Raw genomic sequence first — 12,687 nt, forward strand, 5'->3', positions numbered from 1 at the left:
AGTTCTTAGCCTTCAAACTATTTAACGACTTTGCCGACTGACGCGGCAATCTCTTTGGCTGCTCGCTTGGCATAAAGCCCGACCCCTGTGATAGTCGCAGAGCCAGGTCCCGTCCAATCTCCGTAGCCTACTAAATAAAGACCAGGAACCTTTGGTTGTCCGTGTTTGAGAAGTTGACGAACTGGCCTAATCGCCGGCCGAAACCCTGTGCACCAAATTAGGTGGTCTGCACGTATCTCGTCGAGTGACCCAAACATCGGAGTGGCAAATAGCTTTCCGGAGTCTCGAGCCCTGCGCACCTCCGGAAGCATGACAATGTCGCCGAGCTCGGAATCTGGCCCTGGGTCACGTTCACCTCGTTGAATAGCAAGAGCCCTCAAACGGTTACGCCTAAACAATTCCCTTCCATCAATGTCATCTGGCATCCACCGTGGTTTATCGCGGGTGAACCATGTCACCTCACTCACTTCACTCAGCTCTGCTGCAATTTGAGCACCGGAATTTGCACCTCCAACGATTGCAATGCGTTGACCTACGAAGGGGTGAACGCCCGGATAATTTGACGAGTGCCAATGAGTTCCAGAGAATTTTCCCGGAAAAGTTGGGACAAATGGCGCCGACCAAGTACCGGTAGCGGAAACGACGTTTTTAGCTATCCAGGATCGAGTTCCAGATTGTAAATGAAAGACACCATTTACAAAATCAACCTTATCTACAGAAACTGATCGACTAACTGGAATTTCATAACGCCGTTCATATTCCGTCAGATAATCTACGACATGAGATGATGGTGGAAACCCGTCAAATTTGGGCATCGGCCAACCTGGAAGATTAGAAAAATCTGAAGTCGAAAACAAATGCAGCGAAGGCCACACATGCAGCCATGCACCTCCGGAGGCAGGTTGGTCATCCAAAATCAGAGTCTGCACTCCTGCGCGCATGAGATAATAAGCGGTAGCCAGGCCAGCTTGGCCTCCACCAATTATTACAGCTTCGTAATGGTCATGATCGTTTCCGGCGCCTTCAGTTTGCAAATGACTCATCCTAATTCCATTCAGCCGATCTGCAATACCGTTCGCAATTCCGCAAATAATTCCGGCCGTACTCGATGCAACACCACACGACCTTCAGGCACTCGTTCCAAAAATCCTGCCTCAGTCATCTTTTTAAGATGATGTGAGATTGTTGGTTGGCTAAGACCCATTAAGTCCGTGAGTTCATTAACACTTACAGGCCCGCACCCTCCCGCAGCCAGCTGAGACAGAATCCGTAGACGGACTGGGTCGCCCAACACCTTAAACAGATCGGCATAGTGTTCAGATTCATCACTGGACAGGGGTCCCGTAGCAAGGGTGCAACACTCGGTTGGATTGGCTAATTGAATTGTGTGGAGAGTGGTCATAAATCCACTATATATTGACGAATGTCGATATTGAAAGTATTTTGAATATCGACAGGTATCAATATACCGAAAGGTGTCGCATGACAAACTCAACTCAGACGCGGGCCAAGCCAGCCCGAATCTCATTTCTTGATAAATACATTCCACTTTGGATTATTTTGGCGATGGCGTTTGGGCTATTTTTAGGCCGGAGCGTTTCGGAACTCTCAGGCTTTCTAGGCGCAATGGAAGTCGGAGGGATCTCCTTGCCAATCGCTTTAGGCCTCCTTGTAATGATGTACCCACCGTTGGCCAAAGTTCGGTATGACAAAACTAAACAAATTGCCACTGATAAGCATTTGATGGGCGTGTCACTCATTCTCAATTGGGTGGTGGGTCCTGCCTTAATGTTCGCGCTAGCTTGGTTGTTCCTCCCAGACCAACCGGAATTACGAACCGGCCTGATTATTGTAGGACTCGCACGATGTATTGCGATGGTCTTGGTTTGGTCTGATTTATCCTGTGGAGACCGCGAGGCTACAGCAGTTCTCGTAGCCATTAATTCAGTTTTTCAAGTCACAATGTTTGGTGCACTTGGCTGGTTCTATCTGCAAGTTTTACCATCCTGGCTAGGATTACCAACTACCACCGCTCGATTCTCTTTCTGGTCAATTGTGACTTCGGTTTTGGTGTTCCTCGGAATACCTCTACTTGCTGGAGTTTTCTCGCGAATTATTGGCGAAAAGATCAAGGGACGTGAGTGGTATGAACAAAAGTTCCTTCCGGCAATCTCTCCATTTGCACTAATCGGTCTGCTTTATACGATCGTCTTGTTGTTTTCATTGCAAGGGGATCAGATCGTCTCTCAACCATGGGCTGTAGTTCGTCTCGCGATACCATTGGTTATCTATTTCGTTGGAATGTTTTTCATTTCACTCATTGCGTCAAAACTATCTGGCATGAACTATGCAAAGTCTGCATCCGTCTCTTTCACTGCAGCTGGCAACAATTTTGAACTTGCGATTGCGGTGTCGATCGGAACGTTTGGCGCAACTTCTGCACAGGCTATGGCAGGAACTATCGGTCCCTTAATTGAAATTCCTGTACTTGTCGCCTTGGTCTACACCATGCTGTGGCTGGGCCCCAAACTATTCCCGAATGACCCCACACTGCCACCAGCAACTCGCCCTAACAGCCAAATCATCAACTCATAGCAAAGGAAACAATCTCATGATTGATCAACCTTCCGTCCTCTTCGTTTGCGTCGGCAACGGAGGAAAATCACAAATGGCCGCAGCGTTGGCTAAAAAACATGCCGGAGATGCTCTTGAAGTTCATTCAGCGGGCACCAAACCAGGTACGAAGCTAAATCAACAGTCCCTTGAGTCCATTGCTGAAGTTGGAGCTGATATGTCTCAAGGATTTCCTAAGGGTATTGACCTGGATTTAATCAGGCGAGTAGACCGCGTTATCATTCTTGGCGCCGAAGCTCAGCTAGAAATGCCTATTAATGCGAATGGCACATTACAACGTTGGTTAACTGACGAACCGTCCGAACGTGGAATCGAAGGTATGGAGCGCATGAGACTGGTCCGAGATGATATTGATGCTCGAGTTCAAAACCTCATTGCTGAACTAACTCAAAACGCGTAGTTGCTTTCTAATCTCTCCCATCTCCGACACCGCTAGATCTATTGGTTTCTCCGCAAAATCTTCGAAAGGAAGATCATGACCGAGCAGGCTGCCCCAAACTTGCACACCAATATTTTGAACCGTATCGCAAATGAACTGGCGCTGACGTATCAAGGAGTTTTCTCTTCAGAAACTATCAACCGCTATGTTTTTGAATCGTATGTGTCCTTAGCACGGACAGCAAAAATTCGTACCCACCTGCCAATTCTGGCCGAGCGTTTTGCTAAAGACCGGCCACACGCGCTTGCGGTAGCTGAAGAAAAGGTCATTTCACCTGTGCCTCAGGTCCTATTCGTTTGCGTTCACAATGCAGGTCGTTCACAGATTGCTTCAGCTTTGTTGTCTCACTACGCCGGAAGTTCTGTGGAGGTACGTTCTGCCGGTTCTTTACCTACTTCTGAGGTTCACCCACTGGTTTTGGAAATCTTGTCAGAGCGAGGCGTAAACATTTCTGCTGCTTTTCCGAAGCCACTAACCGATGATGTTGTTCGCGCGTCTGACTATGTCATCACAATGGGCTGTGGAGATGTGTGTCCGATATATCCAGGAAAACACTATTTCGATTGGGAACTCACTGATCCGTCTGATGAAGGTAGAGAAAAGATACAGGAAATAATTGAAGAAATTGATGGTCGAATCCGCGAGCTTTGGAAGAGTATCCAAGCAACGCAAAATTAAGAAATCAGGAGCCTGATAAGTTTCACTGCTCTACTTAAACCGTTATCGAGCCTCACATAGGGAAACTATGCGAGGCTCGATTGCTAGTTGGTTAAGCAGAAAGTGAATTCTCCAACAAAAGCGCCACCCCAGCCTCGACCGGAATGGCGCTTAAAAACTCCATTGAGCTTTACTCAAACTCAGGAAATGCTTCAACTGATAGATCATCAGCACCGGTTTGCTTTGCAGCATCAAACATCAGTTGTGAGATTTCCTCTTTTTCTTCAGGCTCAACAACTGCACCGTGATACTTAGTATTGAATTTCTCAAGCTCATCAAGGGTGCTCTGAGCAGCAGCGTTAACCGCTTCCAAATCAGGTGAATCACCGATCTTGTCGAGTGAATCTAGGTACTTTTCCAAAATGGAACGAAGCTCTGGCAAGGCTTTGATATCAAAAGGTTCATCCCAAAATTCCTTTTCATCCTCTTTGAGGTATGAGCCTGTAGCAAACTCTTCAAGCGTGGAGATGAATTCATCGACGGAAGGCTGGAACGTGGTGCGAATGGTCATAAGATGTATTGTTCCTGAAATCCTCTAGAGCTGCACGCCCAGCAGTGCATCAATGGCTGCAACCACGATGTTTCCTACCTCCGTGAACTCCGTGGCCGGGGTCGAGGTGTCGATACCTGCTGCCCAAGCATCGATCGCTGCCAGTACACCAGGGGTATCTAAGTCAGCCGAAAGGTGCTTTCGAAGCTGATCGACCACCGCGATTGCCTCTTCCCTATTGGTGGCATGCCGTGCAGCGTCCCGCCAAGTAGCAAGACGATTTTCTGCAGTGCTTAAGCTTTCAGCATTCCAATCACGGTTTCCCCGGTAATGATTGGCAAATACACCTAGTCGAATCGCGCCGGGCTCATGCCCTGCGGCAGTAAGCCTTGATACGAATTCCAGGTTACCCAGTGATTTGGACATTTTTACGCCATCTTGGGAGATCATTCCTGCATGGACATAGTGCTTTGCCATTCGTTCCACACCGTGTGCGGCTTCAGCATGTGCTGCGGAAAACTCATGGTGAGGGAAGATTAGATCGGAGCCACCACCTTGGATGTCAAAAGTGTGGCCCAAACGGTTGGTAGCAATTGCTGAACACTCAATGTGCCAACCAGGGCGACCAGGGCCAAATGGTGATTCCCAACTTGGTTCACCCTCACGGGCTGCACGCCAGAGGAGAGCATCCATGGGGTTTTTCTTACCGGGGCGTTCTGGGTCGCCACCGCGTTCTGCGAAAAATTCCGCCATCGTGGCTGCATCATAATTTGATTCATAACCAAATTTATCGGTGGCGTTGATTGATGCATACACATCTGGGTATTCGGGGTCATCCACGATGTAGGCGGCTCCCTCGTCGAGAAGCGTTTTTACCATCTCAATTACTTCATCGATGGACTCGATCGCACCGATGTAGTCCTTCGGCGGGATGATACTCAATGCTTCCATGTCGCTGCGGAATAAATTGATCTGGCTGGTGCCTAATTCGCGCCAGTCAACGCCATCGCGAGCGGCGCGCTCAAACAAAGGATCATCCACGTCAGTGATGTTCTGTACGTAATGAACATCGTGATCATTGTCCAGAAGAATGCGGTAAATCAGATCAAAAGCAAGGTATGTCGCCGCATGCCCCAAGTGTGTGGAATCGTACGGAGTAATGCCACACACATACATTCCAACTGGTACATCGGAGCCACTTGGTGGAGTTTCAACCAGGCGCACTTCCTGATCTGCAGTGTCGAATAGTTCCAAAGGCACTGGGGTGCCAGCCAGAGCAGGTATTTCAGGGGTAGGCCAAGAATGCATGGGTTTTACTCTATCTTCTTTCCGTAATTATTTCCGCGACAAGCTAATTGTCCGCCTTAACGTTTAATTGAGGTGGCAAATACGACTGCGGATGAATACACGTTTCAACAACCTATGAAATTTTAAATGTCACCTCGGACTTCAACCCGAAGCCCTAGGAAGCTATTCCCAACTAGTGCCAAACTCTCCCCCAACTGTTGTTTAGATCGTTTACGGGATCAGATTTCAATCGGTGTCCAGACAACAAGTACTCCTGCAGGATTTACGCTTCCAAAGAGGAAAATTTTCCGCACTAGAATGAGCCAAATCAGGTTAAAAGAGCACGAGGCGCTTACGGCTTGTTTAAGACCTCGAGATTTCCACATGAGTATTTGTATCAACCAGGCTTCGAAAACCTCTTAGAAGCGCTTCTGGGGAGGTATGACTTTTGGGCTTGGAGGTCAGGAATCTAGCCCGACCAAACCAGGAGACCCAGAATCTTCAAAATCTTAAATGCTGGGTCTCTGAGTTTGGTATCGAGCGCGATAAAGCAAACCAGGAGACCCACAAACGTCAAAAACGTAATTTCTGGGTCTCCTGGTTTGGTCCCACCCGGTCACACCGAGTTCCACCGTGACTTACACAGCCTCAAGCAATCCCGAGCGGTCTCCTCCACACAAATCCACACAAATCCACACACATGACCTTCAACCAGAGCCAAAACAACCTCAAAACCCAAAGAAAAATCCGCCACTCAACGCGGCGGATTTCCAAACCAGAGCACAACGCTTATGGATTCAACAGTCCCAGCGCTAGAAGAAGCATGACCAACAGACCTGCGGGGATTCGGTAGGCGGCGAACCAGCTGAAGGAGTGGTTTGCTACGAATTTCATCAGCCACGCAATGGAAATATAGCCAACAACAAAGGCCACCAAGGTACCTACTGTGAGTTGCAGACCAGAGGCAGCTTGACCGGAACTTGGCGCAAAGGCATCGGGCAGGGAGTACAGACCTGAACCAAGTACTGCAGGGATGGCGAGCAGGAAGGAGAACTTGGTGGCTACTTCACGTTTGAGGCCTAGGAACAAACCAGCTGAAATGGTTCCGCCGGAGCGGGATACGCCTGGGATGAGTGCGAGGCACTGTGCAAGTCCCATGATGATGGCGTCTTTCATGGTGAGTTTGTCGTAGTCGCGTTCTTTTTTGCCCATTTTTTCCGCCAGGATGAACACCAGTGAAAACAGGATCAGCACTGTCGCGGTGATCCACATGTTTCGCAGTGCGTCACGGATGAGGTCTTTGCCTACCACGCCCAAGATGACCACGGGGATGGTGGCGACGATAATCATCCAACCCATGCGGTATTCAAATCCGCGGCGTTCTTTGTTGAATACGCCAGCGAACCAGCCGGTGATGATTTGCCAGATTTCTTTAGCAAAAAACACCAGCACGGCGGCTTCGGTACCTAGTTGAACAACTGCCGTAAAAGATGCACCGGCATCGGCACCCCAGAACAGCTCGGAGATGATTCTAAGGTGTCCACTAGAGCTGATGGGCAGGAATTCTGTGAGGCCTTGAACAATGGAGAGCACAATGGTTTGTACCCAGCCAATACTTTCGGTGGCAGCAGGTTCTGTTGCTGCGGCTAGGAGGGATATCTCTTCATTCACCCGATCTACCGTACTACTTTGCAACCTCAGTAGTGTGGTGGGCGTGAAACAGCGAATGGTCGGTTCAAGTGGTTTGCGGGTGTCCAGGCTTGGTTTGGGCACCTCAACATGGGGCTCGGGCACCGAGCTGGCTGAGGCAGGCGATATTTTTAAGGCTTTTATTAATGCCGGTGGCACGCTTATCGACGTCTCCCCCAACTACACCACCGGCGTTGCCGAAGAAATGCTCGGCACGTTGTTAGATGGGCAATTCTCCCGGTCGGCTGTTGTTATCTCTTCCAGTGCTGGTGTGAATCCCGCGCTGCCTTTGGGCCGTCGGGTGGATTGTTCTCGTCGGAATTTGATTGCGCAATTAGATGTCACCCTCAAAGCGCTGAACACCGATTATTTGGATTTGTGGTCTGTGGGCTATTGGGATGAAGGTACTCCCCCACATGAGGTTGCCGATACGTTGGATTATGCCGTGCGCACCGGCCGTGTTCGGTATGCGGGTGTGCGTGGTTATTCTGGGTGGCAGTTGGCAGTTACTCATGCTGCATCCAATCATGCAGCTGCCTCTGCACGTCCGGTGGTGGTCGCGCAGAATGAATACAGCCTGCTGGAACGTCGCGCGGAGCAAGAACTTCTTCCGGCCACGCAGCATTTGGGCGTGGGCTTTTTTGCGGGTGCACCATTGGGGCAAGGTGTTTTGACTGCTAAATACCGCTCGGAGATTCCTCAAGATTCCAGGGCTGCTTCCACAGGTCGTGATGCGGAAGTCCAAAGCTATTTGGACAATCGTGCCCGCACTATCGTCGATGCACTGGATACTGCAGCCAATGGTTTAGGGATTAGCCCTGCTGTCACAGCCACCACCTGGGTGCGCGATCGTCCTGGGGTTACTGCAGTTATCGTCGGTGCCCGCACCCATGAGCAACTGTCGCATCTTCTTGAGGCAGAATCAGTGATCTTGCCAACACCAATTACTCAAGCTTTAGATGATGTCTCCCTGTGAGTTGGTCTAGGTGCATTCACTGGTAATCTGAAGCCTTGTGAATATGCGCCGTCGATCCCGTATGTCCCGTTTGCTTCCTGCCACAGCTTTGGTGGCCTCAACTGCACTTCTTTTAAGTGCATGTACGCAAGGGGTTACGGATTCCCCAGATATGGGCAAGGCCACTCCTGCGGTCTCTCCTGCAGCAAACAATCCCGATGGTCAGGTCATTGAGTTTGGCAATATCACTGACATGGAAGTAGCTGATGGTGACATCCTCGGTGTGCGCACTGAAGACTCCCTTGCTATTGGTACTGTCTCGGACTTCGAGGCGGGAAGCCAGGTGGAACTGGGCGTCGATAAGCAATGCGGGGATCTGACCGCAACCGGCGGCACTTTCGTGCTGCCCTGCGGTGATGGTGTTTATTTGATTGACGCCAAGGATCCGGATTTGGATCAGTTGCACGCCACCGAGAAGCCAGTCACAGTAGCAGCCTTGACTAGCGATAATCAATTGCTGGTGGGCAACGACGAAGATGAAGAACTTACTATTTACCGCGACGGCGAAGATCCTGAAACGTTTTCTGTAGCTGCGCCGAACACGCAGCTCATTGCGGTTCCAGTAATTGATCGCCATGATGCGGTTGTACGCACCTGGAATGACAACACCACGATCCAAGATGTGGACTACCCCAATGATCGTGAAGGCGCGACTTTGCGCGTTGGGCTTGGCGTGGGCCAAATGGCCGGCGGCGAGGACGGCCTGCTGGTGGTCTCTGATGCACTGGGTGGTCAGATTGCCATCTACAACGCCGACGATGTCATCCGCCTCCAAATGACCGCACCCACCGATGACAACCCATGGGGTGTTGCCTGGGATTCCAGCAATGCACTGGCATGGATTACTTCTTTGAGTGAAAACACCCTGGTTGGATACAAAATCTCCGAGGGCGTGCCGGAGGAACAACAGCGACTCAACACCATCGCCGACGCCCAAAACCTCGTGGTACTCAGCGATTCCACCCTCGTCGTTGCTTCTGCAACCGGCAACGGCATCCAAATTATCGACAACCCAGCATCCTAGAGAGAAGAAACATGAGCAAGCAATCTCCCGCCCGTAAGCTGCGTCAAAACGTCTACGATGCAAGCCTCAAAGTAATGTTCACTTTGCGCCCCGAACGCATCCACGGGCTGATGAACAAAGCACTCGGAGTTGTTGACGGCGTCGCACCGCTTAACCGCACCATGCAAAAAGTAATCGCAGTCCATGATGATTCCCTGTCGCAAGAAGTGTTTGGGGTTACTTTCCCACGCCCTCTTGGATTAGCTGCAGGTTTTGATAAAAATGCCTCGATGGCTGATGCCTGGGGAGCTGTTGGCTTTGGATACGCCGAGCTAGGCACCGTAACCGCATCACCACAGCCTGGAAACCCAACTCCTCGCCTTTTCCGTCTGCCTGCCGATAAGGCAATTTTGAACCGCATGGGATTCAACAACCTTGGCGCTGCAGAGGTGGCAGGCAACCTGCGGAACCGGAAATCCTCTGATGTCATTGGCATCAACATCGGTAAAACCAAAGTGGTTCCCGCTGAACATGCCGTTGATGACTACCGCCGTTCTGCATCTTTGTTAGGTGATCTTGCTGATTACCTGGTTGTCAACGTGTCCTCCCCAAACACACCGGGTCTACGCGACTTGCAGGCCGTGGAATCTTTGCGACCAATCCTTGCTGCTGTCCAGGAATCCACCACCGTCCCAGTTTTGGTGAAAATTGCACCAGATCTCTCGGATGAAGATATCGATGCTGTGGCTGACCTCGCGGTAGAGCTCAACCTTGCTGGAATCGTGGCCACCAACACCACCATTTCCCGCGAAGGCCTCAACACGCCTGCAAGTGAAGTTGAAGCCATGGGTGCCGGTGGAATCTCCGGTGCTCCAGTAGCCGCACGATCCTTGGAAGTACTCAAGCGCCTCTACGCACGTGTGGGTAAAGAGTTGGTATTGATCTCTGTCGGTGGCATCAGCACCCCCGAGCAAGCGTGGGAACGCATCACCTCCGGCGCAACTTTGCTCCAGGGTTACACCCCCTTCATCTATGGTGGTCCCGATTGGATCAGGGATATCCACCTAGGTATCGCCAAGCAGCTGAAAGCTCACGGTCTGCGCAACATCGCTGACGCTGTGGGCAGTGGCCTGGAGTGGAAGAACTAAACAGATCAAACCGTTTTTAAGTCTCTACTTGAGTCTTAGCAGCGAACAGACTGGCCTGCCGAGATCTTGAATTCTTTGCCGGTTTTGGAAGCCTCTGACCAGTCAATATGCACAGCCCACATACCGCAGAGTGTTTTCGATGAGAGGCACTCAGCAGTTTTCGGTTCTACGGTTTACGATTCATCCATAGATAAAGCAAACGGAAACAACCTAGTGCCGTAGTCAAATACTATTAAGGTGAATGGGCCTGACTTCTGCGTCTACTTTCCAGGGGTCGGACCCGGTGCCAGGAAGGTCATCAAGCTGTGTTTTCAAAAGCCCTCGTCCTTAGTAGTGAGGAAGAATCAATTGATTTAATCGAGGTTGGCTCACACGAGAGTATCGTTTCCTCCGGTTTGGTGTAGATCCCCTAACTTTCTCCGCGATATGATAACTAACTTCAAACGATTACTTACGTTGAATCGTTGCATCAGTCTAGTCACTGATTTCTTCGTTGTGGTTTGGGCAATATTTAGGTCTTGCGCGATCTCCTCATTGGTTTTTCCCATATGTAGAAGAGTTAGAACTTGGCGATCGCGGTATGGCAGTGCGTCGAGTTGAACGTCCTCGAAGTTATCTATATATTTTCGTAGCGCTGTAGCTGCTTCTGGAGAAATAGTAGTGCCATCACTAGCAGCGGCGCGAACAGCAGCAATAATTTGTTCTGATGAGGAACTTTTCAAGACGAACCCAAACGCACCATTATGGAGCATTTCTAACATTGTATGGTCATCGTTGAAGGTAGTCAGCGCAATGATTTTGCCTTGGAAATTATCCCTTTTTAGTTGTCGTGAGAGTTCTATTCCATCTAGGAAAGGCATTCGTATGTCACTTAACACCACATCCACAGATGTATACTTTAAGAGATTCAAAGCCTCTAATCCATTGGCGGCTGTAGCCACAACGTCGATGTCATCTTCTTTCTCAAAAAAGGAGAGCAAGGCAGTCTTATAGTTTCTGTCATCATCGACTATCAAAATTTTGATAGTAGTTTTGTGCTTTCTCATATTATTTCCGACAGTAAGGCAGACTGGGGATATTCTCACAAAGAATAAACTGACTTGCAAATGAAATGATGTCGCTTAATAGGTGCATTTTTTACTCCTAAGTGTTCTATTTTGGGATAGTGAGAATTGCATTCCAACGGGCTTGATTTATCTCGAACGTTGCTTTGCCACCAATTTCCTCCATTCTTTTCGTGATACTTTTTAATCCCATCCCTGATCTATTGAGGTCCTGACTATCAATCTCGCTTCTTAGATCATTGGCTATAGCAATGGAGAAAGCTACGTTAGATTCTTCTATTGAAATATCAAGATGAGAGTGTGGTGGTGCATGTTTAACAAAGTTGGTTGTCAGTTCTTTCATTGAAAGACTAAAGGCCAGTTCAACGGCATCGGTGAACTGAAAGTCGTGATCTATGTTCGGATACGTAGTTTTGTAACCAATTGATTGGGCTACCTTGACAGCATTGGAAACCGCAGAAATAACGCTGCAGTGCTCCCATGATCCAAGACTCGATTTCTTGGTGAACTGTGATTGAGTTCCCAAATGATGTAGAAGGTTGCGGAGATCGTAAATTGCGAATCTGCTGTGTTCTGTAATTAGATCAAGTTTTTCGTGGATCGCAGGTTGGGTAGAGTCTTTTCTAGCCAAGTCAGCATATGTGGCAATCGTGGTTATATTTCTTGCTAGATTGTCATGAAGATAATTGGCCATATCAGCATTTAATTCGAGAAGCTCCTGTGCTTGTCTTTCTTTTTCTCTGAGTAGCTTGTTGTGCGATAGGGAACGATTCCTCCCGATGACTGTAGCAGCGACGAGACAGAGTATCTCAAAGAGGATGCCAGGAAGGTCATCAAGCTGTGGTGAAAAATCTCGGCTCACGATGTAGCCAAAAATGAGCCATCCTATACCGATGGTTATGGCTACCCCATATCGTCGGATGGAACTGGCGTACTCAACACTGATATAGACAATTACCGCGCTCAGCAATGAGTGGTTTGATACGCCGGTCTGCCACATTAGCAAGGCCGCGATAATTGGGAAGATGACTCCTACCGGAGTGCTTCTGATAAAGAATAGGATTGAATAAAAAGTACATTGAAGAAGCAGATCACCAAGCTGAACAGGACTAAAAATTATCAGTGACACAGCAACGACAATTGCACCCGCTAAAAACTCTTTGGGATAGGTGATTTTCACTGTGTACGTCTCCGAGAATGT

13 protein-coding genes are annotated in these 12,687 nt (G+C 49.2%); 6 read left to right on the plus strand and 7 right to left on the minus strand.

The window, feature by feature from the left end:
• Positions 1–17: 17 nt before the first annotated feature.
• Together N24_RS08130 and N24_RS08135 are read right to left on the minus strand one after the other, a co-directional pair.
• Positions 18–1,043 carry an ArsO family NAD(P)H-dependent flavin-containing monooxygenase gene (locus tag N24_RS08130; RefSeq protein WP_096455926.1) on the minus strand — a complete coding sequence of 342 codons (1,026 nt, stop codon included), beginning with the start codon at positions 1,041–1,043 and terminating at the stop codon, positions 18–20.
• An 11-nt stretch (positions 1,044–1,054) separates the two neighbouring features.
• A complete protein-coding gene (locus tag N24_RS08135) occupies positions 1,055–1,402 on the minus strand; it encodes an ArsR/SmtB family transcription factor (RefSeq protein ID WP_074508519.1) in 348 nt (115 codons plus the stop codon).
• Positions 1,403–1,482: 80 nt separating this feature from the next.
• On the opposite strand from N24_RS08135, the gene arsB reads away from it, so the two are divergent.
• From arsB to N24_RS08150, 3 genes are all read left to right on the plus strand, one after another.
• Entirely contained in the window at positions 1,483–2,595 is a 1,113-nt protein-coding gene (arsB, locus tag N24_RS08140) for an ACR3 family arsenite efflux transporter (protein WP_167382066.1), read from the plus strand.
• A gap of 16 nt (positions 2,596–2,611) precedes the next feature.
• Positions 2,612–3,034, plus strand: coding sequence for an arsenate-mycothiol transferase ArsC (locus N24_RS08145; protein ID WP_096455930.1), 423 nt, complete (start codon positions 2,612–2,614; stop codon positions 3,032–3,034).
• A 75-nt stretch (positions 3,035–3,109) separates the two neighbouring features.
• Positions 3,110–3,751, plus strand: coding sequence for an arsenate reductase ArsC (locus N24_RS08150; RefSeq protein ID WP_096455932.1), 642 nt, complete (start codon positions 3,110–3,112; stop codon positions 3,749–3,751).
• A 169-nt stretch (positions 3,752–3,920) separates the two neighbouring features.
• On the opposite strand, the gene N24_RS08155 is transcribed toward N24_RS08150, so the two are convergent.
• The 3 genes from N24_RS08155 to N24_RS08165 all read right to left on the minus strand — a co-directional run bounded on the left by N24_RS08155 (position 3,921) and on the right by N24_RS08165 (position 7,238).
• Positions 3,921–4,301, minus strand: coding sequence for a hypothetical protein (locus N24_RS08155; RefSeq protein ID WP_096455934.1), 381 nt, complete (start codon positions 4,299–4,301; stop codon positions 3,921–3,923).
• Positions 4,302–4,325: 24 nt separating this feature from the next.
• Entirely contained in the window at positions 4,326–5,588 is a 1,263-nt protein-coding gene (mshC, locus tag N24_RS08160; RefSeq protein ID WP_096455936.1) for a cysteine--1-D-myo-inosityl 2-amino-2-deoxy-alpha-D-glucopyranoside ligase, read from the minus strand.
• A 768-nt stretch (positions 5,589–6,356) separates the two neighbouring features.
• Positions 6,357–7,238, minus strand: a complete 882-nt coding sequence (locus tag N24_RS08165) for an undecaprenyl-diphosphate phosphatase (RefSeq protein ID WP_096455938.1) — start codon at positions 7,236–7,238, stop codon at positions 6,357–6,359.
• Positions 7,239–7,293: 55 nt separating this feature from the next.
• Between N24_RS08165 and N24_RS08170 the strand changes: the two genes are divergently transcribed.
• The 3 genes from N24_RS08170 to N24_RS08180 are packed head-to-tail and all read left to right on the plus strand — an operon-like array spanning position 7,294 to position 10,422.
• Positions 7,294–8,232, plus strand: coding sequence for an aldo/keto reductase (locus tag N24_RS08170; RefSeq protein WP_167382174.1), 939 nt, complete (start codon positions 7,294–7,296; stop codon positions 8,230–8,232).
• A 43-nt stretch (positions 8,233–8,275) separates the two neighbouring features.
• Positions 8,276–9,295, plus strand: coding sequence for a YncE family protein (locus tag N24_RS08175; RefSeq protein ID WP_231910939.1), 1,020 nt, complete (start codon positions 8,276–8,278; stop codon positions 9,293–9,295).
• 11 nt (positions 9,296–9,306) lie between these two features.
• A complete protein-coding gene (locus N24_RS08180; protein ID WP_096455942.1) occupies positions 9,307–10,422 on the plus strand; it encodes a quinone-dependent dihydroorotate dehydrogenase in 1,116 nt (371 codons plus the stop codon).
• 368 nt (positions 10,423–10,790) lie between these two features.
• Here N24_RS08180 and N24_RS08185 read toward each other — a convergent pair whose 3' ends face one another.
• Positions 10,791–11,468 (minus strand): response regulator transcription factor, encoded by a 678-nt coding sequence (locus N24_RS08185; RefSeq protein ID WP_096455944.1) that lies wholly within the window; start codon positions 11,466–11,468, stop codon positions 10,791–10,793.
• A 106-nt stretch (positions 11,469–11,574) separates the two neighbouring features.
• Complete coding sequence (locus N24_RS08190; RefSeq protein ID WP_096455946.1) at positions 11,575–12,666, minus strand: sensor histidine kinase; 1,092 nt, start codon at positions 12,664–12,666, stop codon at positions 11,575–11,577.
• Between the last annotated feature and the right edge of the window lie 21 nt (positions 12,667–12,687).

Origin of the sequence: Corynebacterium suranareeae, from assembly GCF_002355155.1 — a bacterium.
In the GTDB taxonomy this organism is placed as follows: domain Bacteria; phylum Actinomycetota; class Actinomycetes; order Mycobacteriales; family Mycobacteriaceae; genus Corynebacterium; species Corynebacterium suranareeae.